Source organism: Pedobacter punctiformis (assembly GCF_027213715.1).
Taxonomy (GTDB): Bacteria; Bacteroidota; Bacteroidia; order Sphingobacteriales; family Sphingobacteriaceae; genus Pedobacter; species Pedobacter punctiformis.
Genome location: NZ_JAPWGM010000001.1, coordinates 40,464 through 64,239, shown reverse-complemented (window position 1 = coordinate 64,239; position 23,776 = coordinate 40,464). Strand labels below are relative to the sequence as shown.

22 protein-coding genes and 1 tRNA gene are annotated in these 23,776 nt (G+C 34.5%); 9 read left to right on the top strand and 14 right to left on the bottom strand.

Annotated elements, in window-relative coordinates; all coding sequences use genetic code 11:
* The first annotated feature begins 19 nt into the window (after positions 1–19).
* A complete protein-coding gene (locus O0955_RS00255) occupies positions 20–484 on the top strand; it encodes a redoxin domain-containing protein (RefSeq protein ID WP_269425537.1) in 465 nt (154 codons plus the stop codon).
* A 34-nt stretch (positions 485–518) separates the two neighbouring features.
* Here the strand turns inward: O0955_RS00255 and O0955_RS00250 are convergent, their stop codons facing one another.
* From O0955_RS00250 to O0955_RS00225, 6 genes are all read right to left on the bottom strand, one after another.
* Positions 519–1,151, bottom strand: coding sequence for a response regulator (locus O0955_RS00250; protein ID WP_269425536.1), 633 nt, complete (start codon positions 1,149–1,151; stop codon positions 519–521).
* Between the two features lie 40 nt (positions 1,152–1,191).
* Positions 1,192–2,163, bottom strand: coding sequence for a sensor histidine kinase (locus tag O0955_RS00245; RefSeq protein ID WP_269425535.1), 972 nt, complete (start codon positions 2,161–2,163; stop codon positions 1,192–1,194).
* 353 nt (positions 2,164–2,516) lie between these two features.
* Positions 2,517–3,617, bottom strand: coding sequence for a sensor histidine kinase (locus tag O0955_RS00240; protein ID WP_269425534.1), 1,101 nt, complete (start codon positions 3,615–3,617; stop codon positions 2,517–2,519).
* Positions 3,618–3,905: 288 nt separating this feature from the next.
* The gene (locus tag O0955_RS00235) at positions 3,906–5,261 is read right to left on the bottom strand and encodes a glycosyltransferase family protein (RefSeq protein ID WP_269425533.1); all 1,356 of its coding nucleotides are present in this window, start codon (positions 5,259–5,261) and stop codon (positions 3,906–3,908) included.
* Positions 5,262–5,279: 18 nt separating this feature from the next.
* Positions 5,280–6,062 (bottom strand): hypothetical protein, encoded by a 783-nt coding sequence (locus tag O0955_RS00230; protein WP_269425532.1) that lies wholly within the window; start codon positions 6,060–6,062, stop codon positions 5,280–5,282.
* 29 nt (positions 6,063–6,091) lie between these two features.
* A complete protein-coding gene (locus O0955_RS00225; RefSeq protein WP_269425531.1) occupies positions 6,092–6,487 on the bottom strand; it encodes a response regulator in 396 nt (131 codons plus the stop codon).
* A gap of 404 nt (positions 6,488–6,891) precedes the next feature.
* On the opposite strand from O0955_RS00225, the gene O0955_RS00220 reads away from it, so the two are divergent.
* The 3 genes from O0955_RS00220 to obgE all read left to right on the top strand — a co-directional run bounded on the left by O0955_RS00220 (position 6,892) and on the right by obgE (position 8,676).
* Positions 6,892–6,965 (top strand) — tRNA-Arg (locus O0955_RS00220).
* A 73-nt stretch (positions 6,966–7,038) separates the two neighbouring features.
* Positions 7,039–7,608: an adenylate kinase gene (locus O0955_RS00215; RefSeq protein ID WP_269425530.1), complete on the top strand. Its 570-nt coding sequence runs from the start codon at positions 7,039–7,041 to the stop codon at positions 7,606–7,608.
* 72 nt (positions 7,609–7,680) lie between these two features.
* The gene (obgE, locus tag O0955_RS00210; protein WP_269425529.1) at positions 7,681–8,676 is read left to right on the top strand and encodes a GTPase ObgE; all 996 of its coding nucleotides are present in this window, start codon (positions 7,681–7,683) and stop codon (positions 8,674–8,676) included.
* A 158-nt stretch (positions 8,677–8,834) separates the two neighbouring features.
* Here the strand turns inward: obgE and O0955_RS00205 are convergent, their stop codons facing one another.
* Positions 8,835–9,200 carry a YtxH domain-containing protein gene (locus O0955_RS00205; RefSeq protein WP_269425528.1) on the bottom strand — a complete coding sequence of 122 codons (366 nt, stop codon included), beginning with the start codon at positions 9,198–9,200 and terminating at the stop codon, positions 8,835–8,837.
* A 131-nt stretch (positions 9,201–9,331) separates the two neighbouring features.
* Here O0955_RS00205 and O0955_RS00200 point away from each other — a divergent pair, with 131 nt between their 5' ends.
* The 5 genes from O0955_RS00200 (at position 9,332) to O0955_RS00180 (ending at position 14,189) form a co-directional block, all read left to right on the top strand.
* Positions 9,332–9,712, top strand: a complete 381-nt coding sequence (locus O0955_RS00200) for an OsmC family protein (RefSeq protein ID WP_269425527.1) — start codon at positions 9,332–9,334, stop codon at positions 9,710–9,712.
* Positions 9,709–10,143: a (4Fe-4S)-binding protein gene (locus O0955_RS00195; protein ID WP_269425526.1), complete on the top strand. Its 435-nt coding sequence runs from the start codon at positions 9,709–9,711 to the stop codon at positions 10,141–10,143. The genes O0955_RS00200 and O0955_RS00195 overlap by 4 nt, the downstream gene beginning before the upstream one ends.
* Positions 10,144–10,257: 114 nt before the next feature.
* Entirely contained in the window at positions 10,258–11,508 is a 1,251-nt protein-coding gene (locus O0955_RS00190; RefSeq protein WP_269425525.1) for a DUF2130 domain-containing protein, read from the top strand.
* A gap of 54 nt (positions 11,509–11,562) precedes the next feature.
* Positions 11,563–13,704 carry a glycoside hydrolase family 97 protein gene (locus tag O0955_RS00185; RefSeq protein WP_269425524.1) on the top strand — a complete coding sequence of 714 codons (2,142 nt, stop codon included), beginning with the start codon at positions 11,563–11,565 and terminating at the stop codon, positions 13,702–13,704.
* Positions 13,705–13,712: 8 nt separating this feature from the next.
* Entirely contained in the window at positions 13,713–14,189 is a 477-nt protein-coding gene (locus O0955_RS00180) for an acyl-CoA thioesterase (protein ID WP_269425523.1), read from the top strand.
* 335 nt (positions 14,190–14,524) lie between these two features.
* Here O0955_RS00180 and O0955_RS00175 read toward each other — a convergent pair whose 3' ends face one another.
* The 7 genes from O0955_RS00175 to O0955_RS00145 all read right to left on the bottom strand — a co-directional run bounded on the left by O0955_RS00175 (position 14,525) and on the right by O0955_RS00145 (position 23,730).
* Positions 14,525–14,887 carry a hypothetical protein gene (locus O0955_RS00175; RefSeq protein ID WP_269425522.1) on the bottom strand — a complete coding sequence of 121 codons (363 nt, stop codon included), beginning with the start codon at positions 14,885–14,887 and terminating at the stop codon, positions 14,525–14,527.
* Between the two features lie 114 nt (positions 14,888–15,001).
* Positions 15,002–15,532, bottom strand: coding sequence for a hypothetical protein (locus tag O0955_RS00170; RefSeq protein WP_269425521.1), 531 nt, complete (start codon positions 15,530–15,532; stop codon positions 15,002–15,004).
* Between the two features lie 201 nt (positions 15,533–15,733).
* Complete coding sequence (locus tag O0955_RS00165; protein ID WP_269425520.1) at positions 15,734–16,534, bottom strand: hypothetical protein; 801 nt, start codon at positions 16,532–16,534, stop codon at positions 15,734–15,736.
* 17 nt (positions 16,535–16,551) lie between these two features.
* Positions 16,552–20,391, bottom strand: a complete 3,840-nt coding sequence (locus tag O0955_RS00160) for an HET-C-related protein (protein ID WP_269425519.1) — start codon at positions 20,389–20,391, stop codon at positions 16,552–16,554.
* Position 20,392: 1 nt separating this feature from the next.
* Positions 20,393–22,252, bottom strand: coding sequence for a phage baseplate assembly protein V (locus tag O0955_RS00155; RefSeq protein WP_269425518.1), 1,860 nt, complete (start codon positions 22,250–22,252; stop codon positions 20,393–20,395).
* Between the two features lie 229 nt (positions 22,253–22,481).
* Positions 22,482–22,886, bottom strand: a complete 405-nt coding sequence (tssD, locus tag O0955_RS00150) for a type VI secretion system tube protein TssD (protein ID WP_131537900.1) — start codon at positions 22,884–22,886, stop codon at positions 22,482–22,484.
* 142 nt (positions 22,887–23,028) lie between these two features.
* Positions 23,029–23,730: a hypothetical protein gene (locus O0955_RS00145; RefSeq protein ID WP_269425517.1), complete on the bottom strand. Its 702-nt coding sequence runs from the start codon at positions 23,728–23,730 to the stop codon at positions 23,029–23,031.
* Between the last annotated feature and the right edge of the window lie 46 nt (positions 23,731–23,776).

Here is a 23,776-nt window from a genome sequence, read left to right as displayed (position 1 = left end):
ATTACAATAATTAACCAATATGGCATTACAAGTTGGCGATCAAGCGCCTGATTTTAAACTTTACAGTTCCGAATTAACAGAAGTTTCTTTAGCCGCATTTAAAGGCAGAAAAGTAATTATTCACTTTTTTCCAATGGCTTTTACCGGTACCTGTACCGAACAACTTTGTACTATGAGAGATAATTTTAGCTATTACGAAGGTATAAATGCTCAGGTAATCGGTATTTCAGTAGATTCACCTTTTGCTTTGGCTAAATTTAAAGAAGTTCAAAATTATCAGTTTCCTTTATTGTCTGACTTTAATAAAGAAGTATCCAAAGCTTTTGGTGCATATTATGACGAATTTGTTTACGGATTGAAAGGTGTTTCTAAAAGAGCCGCTTTTGTTATTGATGAAGAGGGTATAATTACTTACGCTGAGGTTTTGGAGAATGCACTTGACCTTCCTGATTTTAAGGTGATTAATGAAGTTGTAAAAAAATAGAATATAAACTTCAGATTGGAAACAGAAGTAGCTTTTAGCCTAAATTATTTAAGTATTTTTTCATGGCTTCAGCTCTGTTTCTAACCTGAATTTTAGCGTAGATACTTTGTGCATGCTTTTTAATTGCATCTATAGATATGAACATTTTTTCTGCAATTTCTTTATTAAGTAAACCTTCAGAAATATACGATAAAACTTCTTTTTCTCTACTCGTTAGGTTATTCATGTCACCCGCATGACTTTGTTCTTTTTGAAAATGAAGTACAATTTTGTGGGCTATGGCGGGTGTTATTGGCGCCCCGCCATTTAAAATTACATTTATACTTTCTGATAAATTCTCTAATGAACTCTTTTTTAACAAGTATCCATCTGCGCCGGCTTTTAGAGAATTAATTATATTTTCTTCACCATCATGTACGGTTAAGACAATAATTTTAGTATCGGGATAATTGGCTTTAACAGATGCAATTGCTTCAATGCCAGACATTCCCGGTAGATCTATATCCATTAAAACTATTTCGGGTTTAATAAATTCAAAATCCTTTAAAAATGACTCTGCATTTGAGAACATCCCTACTAAATCAAACTGTTCATTTTCAAGTATTAGAATTTTAATTGCATGATAAAATACTTGATTATCTTCGATAAAAGCTATTTTTATACTCATTTTTGTATGTTTAGAACTAAAAAAAAGCTGGGATGACTTATTAGTTGTTCTTTAACAGCAGTTGAAAAGTGCTTCCATTTTTCGAACTATTCTTTAACGTAACATTTCCATTTAAAATTTCGGCTATTTTTTTTACTTTAGTAAGCCCAAGGCCGACACCATTAACATTTGAAAGGTCATTTATCCGCAAAAACGGTTCAAAAATTTTATCTTTAAAACTATCATCAATTCCTATGCCGTTATCTTTAAAATTTAGGAGAATATCATCATCATTATTGTGCTCACTGTAAATGTATAAATACGGTTTTTTATTCAAATTGTAGTTAATCGCGTTTTCAAACAAGACAAAGAATGCTTTTTTTAACAAGTATTTATCCAGTTTAATTTTAGCATTAAAGGGCGCTACATCGAACTCGATATTTTTCTTATCTTTTTTATATTCAGAAATCGATTGTAGTAATAATGCGTATAGGTCTACCTTTTCTTTTTTAGGTGTAATTGTAATGATCTCATTGTAATCGAACATATTGTTGATGAAAATCTCTTCATTATCAATACTGCTTTGTATCAAATCAAAGTATTGTTCTAATTCGGCATATTTTTTATTTTCGATAATGCCCTTTTCTATTTTTTCAGCAAAGAAATTTGAAATATACACAGGAGATTTAATAAAATGATTTGAGGCTTTACTAAACTCAATTAAATCTTCGCTTTGTTTTCCTAACTCAATTTTTGATTTTAGTAATCTATCGCTAATCAGGATTAATCTGTCAGATTTCAATTTTGTATAACTCATGTAGAAATAAACCAGTGTTAAAATGTAAAATACTAATACCACTAATAAATAACTGGTCATATTTTCTGATGTCTGAAAACCAGAATCGTTTGCTTGAGGGTCAAAAAAGGGTGTAGTTTCTATAAATAATAAGGTGAAGGAAGTTAGTATCACTAATACTAAATATTTCCACTCTTTATAATGGAAAATTAAAGTGGCAGCAATAATTATTGGCATATGATAATAGCATAATACAGATTGTGAAAAATGTAAAAAAGAGCCTGCTATGTAACAGTTATACAGTTGAAAGCAGGAAAATTTAGCTAAAACATACTTTTTTTTATAACTAAAGAAATAAAGCAGTAATAAAGGTAGAATAGGTAAACAGGAGAAGATCGCATTATTAAATAAATTAGTGAGGTAAAATAAAGCAATGATGATGGTCAGACTGATGATTGAAATTAGATTTAAAACATTAAAGATTTTAATTTTATCGTTAACATCTTCCTCATTAATATTTTGAATACCGGTGTATATAAATCTTACTAGTTTGATTAAAATAGTAAATTTGAAATGAGTGATTGTTTTTCTCATAAGCCCATTTCCAGTTTAAATACTGAACCCGAAGAATCGCTTCTATCTAATAATAAATTAGCTTTTAATTTTTTGGCAGCCATTTTAGCGCCATATAAGCCTAAGCCACTTCCAGAAATAGTAGATTTTTGATTTATCCGAGTAAAAGGGTTGAAGATTTTTTCGCTGTAAATATGGCTGATGCCAATTCCATTATCTTCAAAATATATGCAAATATTTCTATCCGTAATTTCAGAGTAAATGGTAATTCTTGGTGTGATAGAATCATTATATTTTATTGCGTTTTCGACCAGATTCTGTATAACGATTTCAAATAATTTTGAATTGCAAAAAATTGAAATATGACTCACATTGTTGATTATGAGTGAGTTCTCGTATTGAACGCTATATATTTTAGTAAGGTCAGCAATTTGTTCATGAAGATCAAACCGCATCTTCTGGTTTTTTAAATTAGTTATGGTGTGAAATGCATTTAAATCTTCTGCATATTGCTCGGTTAGCAAAATGCTTTCTTTAACAAGGCCAATGTACTGTAGATTTAAATCTAAATTTAGCTGTTCAATTAAGTTTTTTTTGATCTTATTTAAAAAACTATTGATGATAAATAAAGGTGTTTTTAATGCGTGAGTAGTTGCTAAACCGAAATCCTGTAAGTCTTTATTTTGGGTAATAAGGTGCCGTTGATTCTTTTTGAGCTTATAACGAAGCTTTATTAACTTATTTTCTTGTACGCGATTAATGAGGATAAAGAGTAAAATCAAGGCAATGCTATAAGCAATCAAACCCACTAATAAAATGATATTGTAATTCAGTAAATTATCCTGTTGATAATTTAATTGAGGAAGGTATTTTGATTTTATTGACTGCAGTAAAAATAATGTGATGGCTTCGATCGTAAAAAAATACAAATAGTACATTTCTTTACGAGTAAAAATAAAGGTAGCGGCAATAATTACGATAAAATAAAAATGATTTAAATTAGGTTGATAATCATATATAACGCTTGAACAAAATAGAAATAAGAAAGTAAGTTGCGTACCCAATACCTTAGCAAAGGTAATATACCCCATTCTAATAAGTGCAATACTTGCAAACAAATACGTCATGTATGCAATGGTTAGAAAGGCCTGCCAGTAATAGCCAAACGAGCAATAGGCAAAAGATATTATAATATTAAAGGCAGCAATTTGAAAAACAATGATGTTGAAAACCTGAAGTTTATTCCTTTCATCTCTGCTTTTTGTATGTAAAATGCCATTATTAACCAGTTTAAATAGTTTGTACTTGATGTTAATTTTTGACATTTTAACTAATTTATACATTTAACTGTATTAACTGTGAATGTAAATATCGCAGCCCCTTAACTCGATATTATGTTTAATAAATTAGGAAGCTTTCTTTTTAAAAATAGCGCTTAGCTGAGTATATAAAATAATAGGTTTAAGGTATATAGGTTCTATTAGTATTGCCTGAAGCAACTTTTTAGTTTGATTTTTATTTAAATAAACATTAAATTTTGTTTCAATTAAAATAGCTAAAAGAGTGAAAAATATGGAAGAAATATAAGCAATCATTAGTAAAAAAACTAAAACTTTAGAATAAATTAATCCTGTGCATAATAAATAAACAGAAGCAACAATGGTTGATATTCCTATCCAGAGATAGGAATAATCTAACAAAAACCAAAAGAAAGTACTTAAAATAGGGATGATGTTATAATTTTGTTGAACAAACATTTTAATATACTTAAAGAAGCCGTTAATACTTGTATTAGCTAGCTTGCTTTTTTGTTTGATAAGTTTATGTAGATTTTCAGAAGCCCGAAACCAGCAGATTGCATCCGGGATAGCCAATACCTTTGGTTTTTGACCGTTTATTTTTAATTGCCTTTGTATTTTAAAAATCAAGTCTAAGTCTTCTCCCAAAATAACTTTACTATATCCGCCAACAAGCATTGCATCGGCTTTGCTGATTAAATTAATGCTATGTTGAAGAGGAAGAAATGAAGTTAACTTTGACCAGGCCATTTTTCTTAAAAGAAGTTCTTTTAAAGAATTAAGCATCTGTATGTTTGAGAGCAAAGAATTAGAAAGGTCTATTTTTTTAATAAGCCCTCTTTTAATTTGGTTTCCATTTAATACTCTTTTTGATCCGCTAACTGCAATTACTTTATAATCAATTTCGTCCATTATTGGTTTTGAAAGCTTAAGTAACGAATCATAAACGAGCAGGGAATTAAGATTTGTGGAAATAATATAATCACCTTTGCAAATATTCAAACCTGCATTTAAAGCATCAAATTTGCCATTGCTTTTTTTGTCAATCACTATTAACTTAGAAAGGGATAGTAATTTTGACTTATAAATATTCTTAATTTTAGCTGTTTTAATACTTTGTGTTGAAATATTGCTACTTAGATCTAAAAAGAAGGCAGATACCAATTTTTTGAGTATTGCGCCATCATCTGTAATTAAAATAACTTCATATTTAGAATAATTTAAACATAAAAAGGTATTAATGTCTTCTATTAAGCTTGCCGAATCATTTGAAATGGGTATCAATAAAGAGATTTGAGGTGCTAAAGAGGATGATAAGAGAATATCATAGTTTACCAGAGTATTAGATTTTAAATTTTTATTGATTTCTGAAATGGAAATTAATGCCAATAGCAACTTAAAAACCAAGATGATAATTGCTAAGCTTATGATGATTAAACTAAGTTGTGAAATAAAATTTTCCATTTTGCTACATTTAAAATGTCAATACTGCAACTTTAACATGGTTGAAGAAACAGAGTCAGATTTTAGAGTGTTTAATTCATCTTCATAAGTTTTAAGTTTAAAATGCTCAATTAAGCTTATGCCAATTATTTTTACAGCATCATTATTACTATTTAACATAAGATTGTAATCGAATATCTGGTTATCAGGTAAATCTTTGATTAATTCAATTACATTGGCTATTGCCCATCTATTTACGTTATAATCAAAATTACTAACGTCTTTGTAAGCATTTTTTCCCTTCAGTTTTATTAATGAAAGAACTGCTTGTAACCTAACTTGACTATTCTTGTTAAAACGAAGAGATAAAATATCATCATAGTAGGAAATTGCATCCATTTCAGAAAATTCATTGATGCCCTTACATTGTAAATGCCAATCGTTAGATTTTAATTTCAGATAAGAATCGTTAACTAATCCTGAAGAAAAATAAAATGTTTGAAGTCTGTTTTTTATGAGCCCTGTTAAGTAATGATGTGTGTTTATAAGCTCTTTTGTCATCAATTCTCTAAATAATGGATCCCGGAAATGGGGGCTCTCTATAAAATTTATTGCAACTTGTTCTATTTTAATGGTGCACGTTTCGATATCGTTCAAATAAGCATCAACGATCCCTTCGTAGATGTCATTTTTTTTACCTTCATCAATTATTGATGAAATTTTTAGGAGATATAATATTGATACGATTAAAATGGCTATCAGCAGAATAATTATTACAATAATCATTAATTCTTCAAATCTTTCGCTTGTTATTATATTCATTACTTCACCTTTTATGACCTGGATAAAATTCATTTTTGATTTATGTGCGGTGCATTTTTTTGTAACCGGTTTTCTTGATCGCTTATCATTTTTTCAATTAATAAAACCGGGTCAAAAGGAATTGTAATAAAGTCTATTGCACCCAATTGATAGGCCTCAAATTCAAGATCTTCGTTAGGTGTTTTAGAAATCACATAAACTGGCGGACGTAAACTATTGCTTGTGCTAAGTTTACCTATAAATTCTAATCCACTTAACTGAGTTAAAAAAACATTAGATATGATGGCATCAAAATGTTCCTCACTAGCTACTTTTAAAGCGTCGTATCCGTTTTGGATGGAAACAACCGCACAATCTCTGGATAATAAACAATTGGCAATTATTTTGATAATCATTTTATCGTTTTCCACTAATAGAACTCGCATAATAATTTAATTAATGTGTTATTTAATAGATCAAAGTTAGATCAAAGAATTTCCCGGTTTGATACACGATAGAATACTTTTATCCGCACTTTGGTGTACCCCATTTTTGGTGTACCCTAATTAAAAATGATTATTTTGAAGGACTTTAATCTTTCATCACAGGTGAATTGAGATACCAACAAGGATGGTTTACAGAGAGTACTCCTTTCAGCGGATTGATTTAATAAAAAAATTAAACAGTTTCAAATTTACTAACCACAACTAAATGGCTGATGATCAGTTGTATTTGTAACTGTAATGCGTTTTAGAGTTTGAATAAGTGTTTTTAGGAAGATTTTTTTTAAAATAAAATTGCGTATTTAAATATCAAATCTTACTTTTGCAATCCGTTAACGAACGGAAATGCATTTGTAGCTCAATTGGATAGAGCATCTCACTACGGATGAGAAGGTTTGGGGTTCGAATCCCTACAAGTGCACAATTTGGATGAAGCCTTGTTGCGCCTAGGCAACAAGGCTTTTTTAATTTTAAAGATAACCTAAACCACGTTAATGCTTAATTTAGTTCTCTTTGGCCCTCCGGGGGCGGGTAAAGGCACCCAATCAGAAAAGCTGATCTCAAAATATCAGTTGGTACATGTTTCAACAGGCGATCTTTTTAGAGGACACGTTAAGAATCAAACCGAATTAGGACAAAAAGTGAGTCAGTTACTTGCTGATGGAGAGTTGGTTCCGGATGCAATTACCATTGCAATGCTGGAAGAGGAAGTAGATAAAAATCCTGAAGCTAAAGGCTTTGTTTTTGATGGTTTTCCTCGTACCGTTCCTCAGGCAGAAGAATTAGACCTGTTTTTGGAACGTAAAGGAAGCAAAATTGCCGGTGTTATTGCTTTAGACGTTAACCAGGATGAATTAACAAAACGCATTGCGGAACGTCATAAAATTAGTGGCAGACCAGATGATGACGCTGAAAAATTGAAGAAACGCATTTCGGAGTACTTCGATAAAACAATCCATGTATTGCCTTATTATGAGGCACAGGGAAAGTTGAATAAAGTAAACGGAATCGGTGAAATAGAAACAGTATTTAATGATCTTTGCGCTGTTATTGATCAATACTAAGTAATAAGTTTTTTGTGAATGGCGGAAAGGATTTTATTTTTTTCCGCCATTTTTATTTAAAAAGGAAATAATATGTCTCAGGGTTCGAATTTCGTGGATTATGTAAAAATTTGTTGCCGTTCAGGTAAGGGCGGGGCAGGTTCTGCGCACCTGCATCGCGATATTTTAACATCAATGGGTGGACCTGATGGTGGAGACGGCGGACGTGGTGGCCACATTATTGTTAAAGGAAACAGTAACATCTGGACATTATTACACTTAAAATATCGTAAACATATTATTGCTGAGGATGGTTTGGCAGGTGGAAGTTCTCATAAATTTGGCCGTCAGGGTAAAGATGAGATTCTTGAAGTTCCGCTGGGAACCATTGCTAAAGATGCAGAAACCGGAGAAGTTCTTTTTGAAATTACTAAGGATGGCGAAACTCAAATTTTAACAGCCGGTGGTCGCGGAGGTTTGGGTAATGCACATTTTAAAACCTCAACCTTACAAACACCAAGATTTGCACAGCCAGGAGAATCAGGTAAGGAAGTCTGGAATATTTTAGAGTTAAAAGTTTTAGCTGATGTAGGTTTGGTTGGGTTTCCGAATGCCGGAAAATCGACATTGCTTTCCGTTGTTTCTGCTGCTAAACCTGAAATTGCAGATTATCCTTTTACTACAATTGTTCCGAATCTGGGCATTGTGAGTTACCGTAATAACAAGTCTTTTGTAATGGCCGATATTCCGGGGATTATCGAAGGTGCATCGAAAGGAAAAGGCTTAGGTTATCGTTTCTTGCGTCACATTGAGCGCAATTCCGTTTTGCTTTTTATGGTTCCGGCTGATACCAGCAGAAGCATAAAAGAAGAATATGAAATTTTAAAAAGAGAACTTGAATCTTATAATCCGGAGTTAATGCAGAAACCACATGTTTTAGCCATCACAAAATCGGATATGCTCGATGAAGAATTAACAGAGGAAATGAAAAAAGACCTGCCAAATGTACCTTCTATATTTATTTCATCTGTGGCAGAGAAAAATTTACTGGAATTAAAAGATATGCTTTGGAAAGCAATTGAAGGATAAATATTAATCATAAAAATAAAAAAGGATTCTGAACTCAGAATCCTTTTTTTATTTACAGGGTTTAACTCCTAAAATGATCTGCAATCAAACCTACCCATTCCTTTAAAACCAATTCCCATTTCATCAATGCACTTGCATCAGGAATTAAAATTGCTTATCTATCCCTGTCCTTCTTGCACTTGCCCGTTTTGATGTGCATTTTCCAAAATTTCTTCAACATCTGACTTACGTTTAGGTGCTCTGGTATGTTTAAAATGAGGCACTTCATGTTCCACGATATCTTCTTCAACAGCAGCTGTGCCAAAAACTTTTTTCCTTAGCGCCTCGTACCGGTCTTGAAAATTATACTTCAGACCTTTAGCCTTATCCGCAATTTTTTCACGTGTTCCGGTACCGCTATCCGGGGCAAATAAAACACTAATTATTGCACCGGCAGCCAATCCGGCAACTAAAGCCATTGCGATTTGAACATTATTATCCGATCTTTTAATCAGATGTTTAGTCAACATTTTTCCGTATTTCATAGCAGGTTTTTCTAAATGAACAAATGGCTGATCATAAAGTTTTTATTAATTCACTCTGTGTTATTTAAAATGTTTCAATTCGTAATAAAGAATAGATATGCTTAAATTTAAAAACTAACAAAATGGAATAAATGGTTAAAGCAACAATACATAAAGAGCACTACGCATGCTCGGTTACAAACGGATCTCATGAAGTTATGGTAGACGAGCCTTTAGAATTAGGCGGTACACACAAAGGATTTGCCCCAAAGGGCTTGTTAATGGCCTCATTAGCCTCTTGTGTAGCGATTACTTTAAGGATGTATGCAGACAGAAAACAGTGGCCGGTAGAAAAAATAGATGTAACGGTGACTGCTGAAATCGAAAATGGAGAAAATGTATTTGTTGAAGAGATTGTTTGTATTGGAGGCTTGACTGAGGATCAGAAACAACGTTTAGAGGATATAGCTGCAAAGTGTCCGGTAAGTAAAATATTAAGTTTTGGTAGTCTGATCAAATCTAAAGTTTTATGAAAGATATAACCAAGAAATATACAAATGGTGAAGTAACCATTGTTTGGAAACCAACGATTTGCATTCACAGTACTTTGTGCTGGAATAATAATACGGGTTTGCCTGAGGTTTTTAATCCTAAAGTACGTCCATGGATTAAACCGGAAAATGCCATAACTGAAAAAATTGTGGAGCATGTTAAAAAATGTCCGTCCGGTGCCTTGAGTTTTTACTACAATGATGAAGAACAGAAACCGGTAGAAACCACAACAGAAAATATAGTAGAAACCCTGCCAAACGGGCCTTTAATGGTTTATGGGAATCTGGTGGTTAAGGATTCGGATGGAAATAAAACACATAAAAATAAAGTAACAGCTTTTTGTCGTTGCGGGGCTTCAAATAATAAACCTTATTGTGATGGCAGCCACGTGAAAATTGGCTTTAAGGGGTGAAAAATAAGTCTAATCTGTGTAAGAAATGACTTCTTAACTCGGTAATGCTCATCAATTAAAAAGCTTTAATATCTTTGTATAGCCCTGCAATCGCTGAGCTAAAAATTATTATACATGCCAACTGAAATAAAATGTCCTAACTGTGCCCATGTTTTTCCTATGGAAGAAGCAATGGCCGAAGATTATAAGAAAGAGCTGAGAGAGAAAATGGTCATCTTCACAAAGCAAAAGGATGAAGAATTTCAGCGTAAACTGGCCACTCTTGATGCTGAAAAACAGCAGCAGTTAAAATCTTTTGAACTGAAACTGGCAGAAGAAAAAACGAAATTAAAAGATAACCTCGAAGAAAATTTACGAAAAACCATTGCTGCAGACTTTGAAACCAAATTGCAAATGCTGGAGGGGAATGCTAAAGATAATGCTGAAAAGTTAAAACTGGCCCATGAAAAGGAAATTGAATTTTTACGCAGAGAAGAAAGCTTAAAAGTTAAAGAAGAAGAAATGGAACTGGCTTTTCAACGTAAAATGCAGGAACAACGCAATGAATTGGTTGAACAAATCCGTAAGCAGGAAGCAGAGAAAAATAGCATTAAAGATACTGAACATCAGCTTCGTTTAAAGGAATTGGAAAAGCAGCTTGATGACCAGAAAAAGCTGGCAGAAGAAATGAAGCGTAGGGCAGAGCAGGGGAGTATGCAATTGCAGGGTGAGGTGCAGGAATTAATTCTGGAAGAATTGCTGCGGAGTAATTATCCTTTTGATTTAATAGAAGAGGTGGGTAAAGGTGTTCGTGGGGCAGACTGTGTACAGGTGGTACGCAACCAGTTTGGACAAGAGTGTGGTAAAATTATCTATGAAAGCAAACGAACTAAAGATTTTGGAGGCGATTGGATTGAAAAGCTGAAGAAAGACATGCGAAGTATGGGTATTGATGTTGCCGTAATTGTAAGTCAGTGTTACCCAAAAGGAATGGATTGTTTCGGACAGAGAGATGGCGTATGGATTTGTTCTTTCGAAGAAGTCAATGCAGTGGCTTATGTATTGCGTGAAGGGATTTTAAGATTGGCAGGTGCGGTAAAATCGCAGGAAAATCGAGGGGAGAAAATGCATATGTTATACGATTATCTAACAGGTATTGAATTTTCAGAACAATGGAAAGCCATTCGTGAAGGTTTTATGAGTATGAAATTATCCATCCAGCGTGAACGTGATGCTATGGAACGCTTATGGAAAGCCCGCGAAAAACAATTGGAAAAGGTGTTGTTAAATGCTACACACATTCGTGGATCTATAGAAGGTATTGCTGGAAGTGACAGCATTCAACTGAGCTTAACCGACGATGATGACACCTTGCTTTTAGATTAAAACCGAAAAAAGTATTGCTGAATTTAAAATGAACTATAAATAAATCTTAATAAAGTGAATAAATACCTAAACACAAATTACATCTCCCTTCAGGTCTCAAAATTTTTGGCTGTTGCCTGTCTGTGCTTTTTAGCGACAGGCCTATTGGCACAGGAATTAAAATCTCCGGATGGAAATCTAATTACCAAATTTTCATTGGAAGCTGGCGGAATTCCGGTTTATAATTTAAAATATAAAGGTAAAGATGTAATTAAAACGAGTAAACTAGGACTTGAACTTAAAAACTCAACGTCGTTATTAGCAGGTTTTACTATAACAGATACTAAAGCCAGTACTTTTAACGAAACCTGGAAACCAGTTTGGGGTGAGGTAAAGGAAATTGTAAATCATTATAATGAGCTTGCTGTAACGTTAACTCAGGCAGAAACCAAACGTTACATTATTATTCGTTTACGTTTATTTAATGATGGTTTGGGTTTCAGATACGAATTCCCTGAACAGAAAAATCTCGATTACTTTGTAATTAAAGAAGAAAAAACTCAGTTTGCTTTAGCAGGCGATCATAAAGCTTTTTGGTTGCCTGGTGATTATGACACGCAGGAATATAGTACGGTTACTTCAAATTTATCTGAAGTGCATGCTAAAATGAAAGATGCCGTTACGCCAAATGCGTCGCAAACCACGTTTTCACCTACTGGTTTGCAAACACCTTTGATGATGAAGAGTAAAGATGGCTTGTATATTAATATCCATGAGGCGGCTTTAATCAATTATTCGACCATGTCGTTAAATCTTGATGATAAAAATATGGTGCTCGAATCGTGGTTAACCCCGGATGCGGTTGGTGATAAAGGTTATATGCAGGCACCCTGTCAATCTCCGTGGAGAACTATTATTGTGAGTGATAAAGCAGGCGATATTTTAACTTCAAAACTAACTTATAACCTTAACGAACCAACAAAATACAAGGACGTATCATGGATTAAACCTATAAAATATGTTGGCGTTTGGTGGGAAATGATTACCGGAAAAAGTACCTGGGCATATAATGATTTAACAAGTGTACAATTGGGCATAACTGATTATTCTAAAACTAAACCTAATGGTAAACATGCTGCAAATACAGCACACGTTAAAGAATATATAGACTTTGCAGCTAAAAATGGCCTGGATGCAGTTTTAGTAGAAGGCTGGAATGAAGGCTGGGAAGACTGGTTTGGTAAAACAAAAGACTATGTATTTGATTTTGTAACGCCATATCCAGATTTTGATGTTCAGGAACTTCACCGTTATGCTGCGAGTAAAGGCATAAAAATGATTATGCACCATGAAACTTCTTCTTCAGTTCGTAATTACGAAAGACATATTGATACGGGTTATAAATTTATGAAAGCTAATGGTTATGATGCCGTTAAAAGTGGTTATGTAGGAAACATGATTCCCCGTGGTGAACATCATTATGGGCAATGGCTGGTTAATCACTATCTGTATGCCATTACTAAAGCTGCAGATTATAAAATTATGGTTAACGCACATGAAGCCGTAAGACCAACTGGTTTGGCACGTACCTATCCTAATTTAATTGGAAATGAATCTGCCAGAGGGACGGAATATGAGGCTTTTGGTGGTAACAATGCCGATCATACAACCATTTTACCATTTACCCGTTTAATTGGTGGCCCAATGGACTATACACCGGGTATTTTCGAAACAAAAATCAGTGCTTATAACCCAGAAAATAACTCTTTTGTACACAGTACACTCGCACGTCAGCTGGCTTTATACGTAACCATGTACAGTCCTTTGCAAATGGCGGCAGATTTACCTGAAACGTATAATAAATATATGGATGCCTTCCAGTTTATTAAAGATGTTGCCGTTGATTGGGATGATACCAAAGTTTTGGAGGCAGAGCCAGGTGATTACATTACTTATGCCCGTAAAGCAAAAGGAAAAGACAATTGGTTTATTGGTCGTACTAATGATGAAGTTGCCCGCACTTCGAAAATTGATTTCAGCTTTTTAGATCCGGGTAAAAAATATATTGCCACTATTTATGCAGATGCTAAAGATGCCAATTACGAAACGAATCCTAAAGCTTATACCATTCGCAAAATGGAGGTAACCAATAAAACTAAATTAACTCAATATTGTGCACCGGGTGGGGGATATGCGATCAGTGTAATGGCTAAATAAATAGAACGATGTCCAGAATTAAAAATCATATCGAACTTCAGTTTCTAAGCGAGCCATCAGATGTTAATTATGGTGGCAAAGTGCATGGGGGAATGATGATGAAGTGGATTGATCAGGCTGCATTTGCCTGTGCATTACAATGGAGTCAGTCTTACTGCGTTACCGTATATGTTGGGGGCATTCGCTTTTTTCATCCCGTTCATATTGGTCATCTGGTTAAAATGGAGGCCCGTATTATTTATACGGGCAAAACCAGCATGCATATTGCAGTTGATGCCTTTTCGAAACCTGTTGGGCAAACAGATTTTGTTAAAAACACCCACTGTATTATTGTTTTTGTAGCTGTGGATGATGACGGACAACCCAAATCAATCCCGGCATTTAAGCCCAAAACAGAAAAAGAAGTTGCGATGCATCGTTATGCTATTAAACTTATGGATCTGCGTAAGGATATTGATGAAGAAATGAAACCTTATATAGTTTAAGGTTTTGTTTGTTACAATAAGTGGAAATGGTTGGAGTCCTTTGGTTCTATTTAAAATTATTTTATAATCAATAAGAGCTCTTGGTTTTTCTTTATGGAATTTGCTTTAACAAACCCATTGTAATACATTTTATAATTTTTAAACTCAAAACAATGCTGTTGTTTAACGTAAGCCTGCATGGCAGTACCCCCCTTGTACATTTGTATCTTTAATTGGCTGGTATGAGCTGGCTGTGCATGGTAGGTGGTTATTTGCAAACAACATAGTGTTAAAAAATTATTTTTTAAAGTTGGTTCATAAATGGATTGCGCAACACTACTTTTTTGGCCATGGTATTATTGTTTAATTGAATAGAAATAATCTATATAGTAAATGCCTATTACCTCTTTCGAAGTTTTATTTCTTTTACAGCCAAAACTTAATTTAATGTAGTCGTCTGTTGGGTCTATTTTGGGATCGTATTCAGTAAAAGAATGTCCTTTTTCCGGTTCGAAAATAATTATAGGTTCATTCATCATCAAAAATACCTCTGCATTTTTTATTTTGGCAAGCCTGTTTCTTAATTCCTGCATGCCCATGTTTTTGTTTACCAAAACACCATTAATGAGTACATAACCGTTTAGAGGTGGTATAGACATTAATTTTTTGTCAAGCGAATCGGCCTCGCCGTAAATTGCGGTTTTTTCCTGCTGAGCCATTTGAATGCGAAAGTGTCTACAATTGCTTTCGGTACCCCATCTTTTTCCCTTAGGTATATATCCTTACCACCTTTTTTATATAAAGACCAGTTTTCTTTTATTAATCCTTTACTATCAGAAAATGGATACTCTTTCCGTCATATAAAAAAAGTGCTTTTCTTTCTTTATTTTTGCTATTAAGCGAACATTTAAACTCAAAGGCTTATCAGTATATACAAAATCAGGTTCCTGATATTGAGGCTTTCCAAATATTTTGTAAATATTTTTAATGGAGCCTGTTTTTAACCAATTGCCCGCTGTAGTATATTTTATAGTTTTTAAACTCAAAGTGGTGCTGCTGTTTAAGGTAGGCCTGCATAGCTGTATCTTTTTGTTATCATCGAAAGGACTTTTGTTATCCATTTCGAAACGTTGTTTTTTTATATTTTGGCGATAATAGGCACTAAGTTGTCCCTCAATATTAACAGATTGTTCTATAATATTACTTTGATCTGCCACTTCATTTAACAGTTTGTTTATCTCAGCAGTAAAATTGTTAGCGGCAATATTAAAATTCAGCTTATCTTCTGCATATTCTAATTTTGAATCTATTTTTTCCTGAATAATTTGCTGTAATTTTTTTAAATGCTGGTAGTATTCTTCCATTTGTATTTGTACTTTTTTGAGGTTTTTCCCCTTTATTAATAATGCCCCTCATCAAATTTTTAAACTCCTTATACCTCTTTTGAAGAGTCTGTCAGCATTTTAATAGATATTGGTAAACAAGAACCGCCGAATTTTTTTTCTGCCCACTACATGAGACTGCCATTAATAAGAGCAATAATAATTTTAAATATTTCATAAATGTTACTCCAAAATATCATAATAGTAATCTATGGCATTCAGTTTATCATCAATGTAAACATAATCTATGCGGATATAACTGTTGAATTTTGTATTGATTCTTGGATCGAATTTATCTAAAGTCTCATCGTTTTCTGTCCCGTAATACCACGTGGAAACGGTGTTGCCTCTTAATACGAAAAAATCTGCATTTTTTATGGTTGGTTTTAGCTTTTGCTTCAGTTCCTCAATTGTCGTGTTTTTATCGATAAGAAAACCGTTTACTTTCACAGAACTTTCTACAGGTGGGATTTGTATTAGCATAGAATCTTGTGCATCTGCTATAGATCTTGGAGTGTATTTTTGAAAATGAATCCTGTATTTTCTTATAATTTTTAATGTGTCTCCTTGTTTATCATACATATAAATGTCATTACCATAATTATTATATTCATCCATATTTGATAATTCAGTTAAACTATAAACTTTATTATCTTTTTTATTGATAAATAATCGATGACCATCCTTATCTTTTTTAACAACATATCTAAGCATTAAACTCAAAGGTTTATCAGTGTAATAGATTTCATCAGGATATTTAGGCTGTCCTAAAATTTTAAAAACACTTTTTACAGTATCTGATTTCAATAATTGATCATTAAAATATAACTTATATCCTTTAATTTCAAAACGGTCTTTCTGCTTAGCATATAACTGTGCAGCTGGATCGTGGGATTTTGATTCATTTTTAAGGTTTTCCTTTTTTTCTTGTCCGTTGCAGGAGACTGCCATTAATAAGAGCAATAATAATTTTAAATATTTCATATATTTTTTTATGATTTTTAACCGAACCATCCTTTCTTTTTAGGTTTTTTGTACAGACTATTATCCATAGATAAGCCTGTATCATTATCTTCAAACAACAGTGAATATCTTGAAGAATCGTTGGCTCTTGCCAGATGATCTTTGGCACTTTTTGCCAAATATATTCTTTCTGTATTGGTTTCGACTTCCAAAACCTTATAATAATTATCCATCAGGATGCCAAATTTTTTATATTGTTCATCTTTGGTATCATAAAAACAATATTGGTACAGCTTTCCTGCAAAATCGGTTTCATCATTCAGGTATTCTTTTTTAGACTGTATTACGGAATGGTGATAGGCAAGAACCTCTTGTTCTATATTTCCCACATCGCCTTGCTCCAGAGATGAGTGTTCGTTCCTCATCTCTGCAAGAATTTCCTGTGTTTTCAGTTCCACTCTTTTTGCCCATATATTGAACTCTATACGCTCTTCTGGTGTAATTGCGCCTAACCCATTTTCCCAAACCTTTTTCATCCATTTTTCTCCCTCCTCCTGCAGCTCTTTCAGCCCTTTCCGGTACTGCCTCATCTTTTTGTCGATCTCTTCTCCTATTTCATCGATCGCTTTTTTTAGCTCTCTTTTGGTCATCTGGAAGTAACGTTCCACTTCATTCAGAAATTTTGCAATAAGCTCTTTCAGTTCTTCGAATTTTTCCCTAAGGTCTTTTATCCACTCAGTTATTATATTGATTGATTTACGTAGCTCAGCTTCCATTTCCTCTACTGTACGCTTGATCCATTTTCCCGTTTCGGTAGCAATGTGGAATGCGGCATCTTTTGCGTGCCGCTCTTCTATCTTGTTTGGGTTTTCCTGTATCCATTTTACAGCGATTGCATCTGCCCAATCGCAGTATGCCGGATGCTGCATATATTTTATTGCTTCATTATATAAATCCATTCCTGTTATTTTTACTGGCTTACCTTTATCTATAACTAAATCTCTAATAATTCTCCCCACTCCAAAAACTGCTTCGCAGGCAAGATCAGATGCTAAAGTGTGCAGCGGGTGTTCAAACTCGTCTTTTGCCAGCTGGGTGTGGCTTGGGTCTATACCTACGTTTCTTCCTATCTGTAGGTTTTGTTTATAAAGGATAATGTTATTAACCACTTCCAGCATACTGATTACCACCGATTTTACTAGATTCATAATAGCTGCATAGAGTGCATTTACCATACTTTCTATGAGCCAAACCACCGCTGTAAGCAACCAGCCTCCGCCACCTTTTGCTCTTTCTATAACACCCACCACAATACCTCGTACTTCTATAAATGTAGTGTATCCTTCCAGTATTTTTGAGTAGTCAAGCCCCGTATCTTTTGCATTTTTTTCTTTTTCTTTCTGCGTAAGCATAAGGTCGGAAAGCACATAAAAAGCGAGCATATCTACCAGTTTTAGCATTTTGCTGTATTTGGCATCCTCGTACATTGCAATGGTCTTGAGGTTGATCTCGGTCTGTTTAAACAAACCTTCTGCAGCATCTATTAAAGAATGCGCCGTATCTTCCCCGGAAAAATAACCAGATACTACAGGGATATTGGCAACATAGGGAACTTCATTGTTAGTAAGAAAAGAATACTGGTCTATCTCAGAAATGCTCAACCCTGTACAAGAATAAACAAATTTTTTTCTTTCTTCTGAACAGTTCAAAGATAAAGGATCACCTACTTGATTTACATTTGGAACACGTGAATGCGAAACAAGATACAATTTTTTATTTCCGCCTTTTGGCTGATAGGTAAAGTAAAAACCATCTACCCAAAAAGAAGGCAATAATGTAATATTGCCTTTTTCTTTCAGGTCATTATATAATTCAACAATATCCCAATAACTATTATTAATGCTCGGATCGAGTTTTTGTGGTTCTTTTCTTTCTTCTTTGGTAGCGCCTTTATATTTTTTAGAATCAAGTTTAAACCTACCAACACCTTTATGACTTGATAATTCTGGAGATGAGAAATCTACCCATGGATGCACCGAAATCCCATGTTTTATCAACAAAATTTCACAAAAATTGGTATGGGCAAAATAATCTTCGAGAATGTGCAACCCAGCACCAATATCCCGAATTCCCATCCCTTGAGCGTGAGGATTTGATGCATTTTTGTATTTATTAACTCCAGATATGAATCTTTGTTTCATACATTCGGTAGCAGTGGGAAGTTTCCCTCCTTCATACTTTGTGCCAAATCCTTTTGCATTTTGAATTTTTACATGATTTTCTGTAAAATGAATGTGCTTGCTCATTCCTAAGCCTTCATCTATCCTCGGATCTTTTTTCACCTCTTCCGAGTTTATGTCATCCGGAGGGCAATAAAATCCCTCATTGTTAAGATCATCAAGAGTAACGGCATAAATAGGATTGTCAATATGTTCTTCTGGTCTGTACACTCCCAGCTCTTCTTGATTGAAACCTTCAAAATGCTTAATAAAACTTACGTAATCTAAAGAGAGCTGGAAAGCCTTCATTCCAATATCAACTGCTTTATCTTTGGCAAAATCGACTATTGGGTTACCTTTACTTGCTGTTTGATCTTTGGCTTCAAAAAGTTTTTTTGCTTTGTCAGGCAATCCTTCTGCCTGATCTCCTCTGATCTCTGTCATCGTATGGCTTGCTGCCAATACTTCGATAATCTTTGTCCATGTTTTACGAGTTGGTTTTATAGCATCTGCCCAACTATAAGATTCATCCCTTATCCTCTTATCCATAGCATCCAGTTTGGCGTCTTCTTCATCTGAGAAATCGGTAACTGTGGGAACAATCATCTGGCTCATATCCCGCATATAATTTCCGAGGTACATCCAATTAAGCCAATATTTATCCATTCCCGTTTTTTCAAACATGTTGGCTTCAAAATCGAAATGCCCGCAATGCTTCATCTTCATATCACCTTTTCCCGCCTTAAAGAACTCTCCAAATTCGTCTTGAAAATCTTTGTCTGCTCTCTGGATAGTTTCTGCCAGATCCTGTTGTATGTCTCGTAAATCTATAACAAGCTTTTTTTCAGCACCATCTACAACAGCAACAGCAAAATCAATTTTTTTATCTTTTATCTTATAATTGGTATAATAATATGAAAACACAGCACCTTCATCTCTTTGAGTATCTTTTCCAACTGTTGAAAACTTATTTCTGAGAACATCATCTAAAAAATGCCCATACTCTTCTAAAAGTGATTTTAAAAGTTCAGCTCTAGCCTCTTGTTTTTCATTTTTTTTACCTTCAACAGCTTTTAAAACAGTATCTTCACGTACTTCTATCCATTTTTTTTCTTTGATATATTTAGCTCTGTCTCCACCTGAAAGTCCACTACTCAATACTTTAATAGGTGGCATCATAGCGTCTTTATCATCCATAAGCGCATCATAAAGATTTCCGTAAGCTATCATTGGAATCTCTCCGTGGAAGAATGAAGAAATCAAGAGGTAAAAAGTACTTTTCGCACTTTCTTTTGCGAGCTCATATACTTGTAGCATCGGATACTTACTTCTTAGCTCTACTCTTTTTGATACTTCCTTAGGCTCTTCTTCAGTTCCTTCTCCAGCTCCATCCGCCGCCTCTATTGTAGCGGTTGTTTGGTTAGCTGTCAAAATAGTTGATCCAGCAGAAGTTTTTGCACCTACAAAAGTCAATGGTTTATTATTTATTAAAATTCCTGATACAAATTCTAATGGCTGATCGGTGGGGCTACCTTTGTAAATTAAATTACTTCCTTGTGTAGCAATAGGCAACCCGTTCAAAGTTACCTGAGTTGAAGGAACTACAACCACACTTCCATCAGCAGTAGGATCCGTTTGTAAAGCTACTATTTTAGACATATTAAGGTAGTTTTAGTTTATTGATTGAGCCATTCACTTCCGTAAGTCCTCCTTTTATAATAGTTTTACTACTACCAGTAATCTGAACTTCATTTTTCGCATCTACGATATTATTATTAGAGGTACTACTTATTGTACTTCCTGCGTTATTTTTAATTTCAATATTTGCAGAATTGTGGATATTACCTTTTTCGGCTTCATTTGTAATGTTATTTCCTGCTTTACTTTGGATGTTTTGTCCTGCTGTAATACTGATGTTTTCCCCTGCTGTAAAAGTCATATTCTTCGGCGCGTTTACATTGATATTCCCATTTCCATCCATTAAGTAAGTGTTCCCGCTCGGATCTTCTATGTAAATACTGCCTTTATTATTGTCATCATCAAATTGTATTTTGGCTCCACTACGTGTAATAATCGTTTTAAGGTGATTATTGGTGCCACCACCAGCCGCAATTTGTCCATGAAAAGCTGAGCCAGAAACAAAAGGCCGGTCGGGGTTGCCATTTTCAAAATCAACCATCACCTGGTCACCTTCCTCTGGAATAAATACAAAACCACGGTTTTGCCCAACCAGATTACTGCTACCCGCATCGGGACTTAATACCCTGATCCAATCGGTAATTTGTTTTTCATAGCGGAATTTTTGGTCATGTACCCAGCCAATAAATTCAACCTGAACCCGTCCCTGGCTTAGCGGGTCTGCATTGGAAACTACCTTGGCAAGCATTGGAAAGGTCGAAGGCTGCTCGAAATCAAACTCTGGAGGCGTTTCTGCACCGGATGGAACAGCTTTAAAATGATTGCTGTACATTCCGCTAATTAACAGTTCATGTTCTGAATATACAATCCGCATTTGAGGGTGTACCGAACCTTCGCCCTGGCGTTTAAACTCAAAATCGACTAGTGTACCGATACCCAGTCTGAAATTATTGGTCTCAGCTTCCATCACATAAGAACTGGCTACTTTTGAAGCTGCAATAGCTTTTCCTTTTTCAGCAAGTAATTCCTGATTGGCCTGAAAGGTTTGCATAGGTACCACACTTTGATCGCTGTACAATCTGGCTGATCTTTTGTAAGCATCCTGAGCGGTAGAACCAATGTTTCCATTGTAATCTTTTGTATTTTGATTCATGGTTAGATTACTCCCCGCCTCATAATCAAACAGGGCAGACTGTACCGGAACAGTCAATAAAGACATGCTGACTTTTGTACAATCACTTCCGTAAATCAACGGTATCGGAGCCTCATTTTTAGCTGCACCGAATACCAAACCCGTGCCATTGCAGTAAATCCAGTTTCCGGTTGCATCGGCTAATCTTTTCAAGTAATTCCATGCTGTTTCGTTATATCTTGAAGTATATTCCAGAACAGGATTTACTTTTAAGGTATTAATCGGGTAGGTACGCATACTTTCCATCGGTTTACACAAAGTGTTTACAATCGTTGCGAGGTTTTGCGTAGCAAAACTTTCAAAATGTTTGGCGCCATCAAGTAAAATGGTTGGCGAAAGGCCTTTTAACTCCAGAATCCCTTCAGCAAGCCCATCATTAACCAGTTTTACTTCTGTAATGATAAATTTATTTTGAAAAGGATTTTCATGGGGATCACTGATATTGAAAATCGAGACTTCTGTAAGCCTGCCAAGCAAGGTTTGTGCATCTTCAATAACAAATAATCCAACTTCCTGGATTACTTCATGTTTGAAGTGCATGATAAGTTCATTATGCCTACCGATGTATTGTTTTATATTGAGTTTAAGTACAGGAGATATTTTTTTATTGTCAATATATACCTCACAGCCCATACGCTGAGGTTGTATTAAATCTTTTATTGCCTTAAGAGCCGAATTGCCGGATGCCATGAATAACAGTTTACAGGTTTACTGAGGAAAAGCAGCGCAGGAAAAGTCAGCACAGTTCTAATCAGATAACCAGGTTAAAAACAAAATGATAAATAGGATGTCATGTTCCGGCATAGGGAAAGGTAACCGGCAAAAATGGGATGTGAAAAGGGCAGCTACCCTCTAGCTTTTAGGGCTCGCGGGATGCGCTGCCCTTTTTGGTTGCTTTACTTAAATAAAAGCAGAACGACTAGGTGTTCTGATCAAAAGTAAGTTCAGCATTGCCTTCTACTGTAGACTTCGGAGATAAAACGATAACCAGTTTGTAAGGTACTTCGTTAGCCGAGTTATAAACAGAAGAGTAATAAGTAATAGAACAATCCTTATAAGATGTTTCTACCAGTTTACCTTCACCGTGCGTACTGTACAAAGTCAACTTTGCATCAAAACGTTTACGGCTGTTTGCAAATTTCTCGAAGATTGAAGTGGTGTCGTCTTTGCCTTCGATGACAAATCTCGCATCAGCTTTAGTTGCGAATGCGGTTACCCTGTTCCATTGGTCTACAGGTTTAATGGATTCGAAGTTAGCTTCAAATACATTGTACTCCTTACCGTCGATGGTAAGTCTTGCTAATTTTCCGGCATTTGTTGCCATAATTTGAAAGAATTAAATGAATTAATTAAATAATTAGATCAATGATAATCAAAGTCTTTGACTAATCCAAATATTTATTACACTTTTTTATTAAAAATACACCTACAATTTTTGTATGTGTATTTATGTAATATTTAATTTATTATTTGATACGTATACGTCTCTTCCTAATTGTTACATTACCAGTTTCCTCATCCCTGGATTCCTTTACATCAAACATTAACTTCATTTTTTCCGATGAGGGTTTATTAGGAACTAAACCGGCATCCTGTCGCCCAAACTCATGGAGTAAGGCCATTTCTTTTAAAGTGGTTTTGCTAAAGCCTTTTTCAAGGATACATCTGATGTGGATGGCTCTTATCCGCCCAAAGCCAAAAAATCTAAATGGAACTTTTTGTATGGGAAATTTCTGAGGATCACGGGCTGCCTTATATTCTATAGAAGTTTTCAAGTCATCCATATAGGTTATAATCCGGACCTGTTGTTTATGAAAGGAATTAAAGTCTCCCCAAATTTCTCTGTTTATACTGCCCTGTGTAATATGAAACAGTCTCGATATTAAGTTTTTAAGCTGGTGATTTGTTCTGTCCGGTTTGTAATTGGTGAAAAATATAATTGTACTGGCATTTTTTATAGCAATAACCAGCTGTTTTAAATCTGTTTCGAGGGTTTCAAATGTGTATTTTTCAGGGAAAGGGGTGGCAGAAAAAAGCATGTTGCCAGTGAAAAATAATTCACTCAAATTGCCACTTTCAGCTACTCCATTATCATAAGCTTTAGCAAAGTGATCAATCTGAAAATCTCCGGGTTCAAAGGTGTTAATAACTACAACTTTATTATACATATTTTAATAGGTTAAGCAACTCTTAATGTAAAAATTAAAAGTTGCT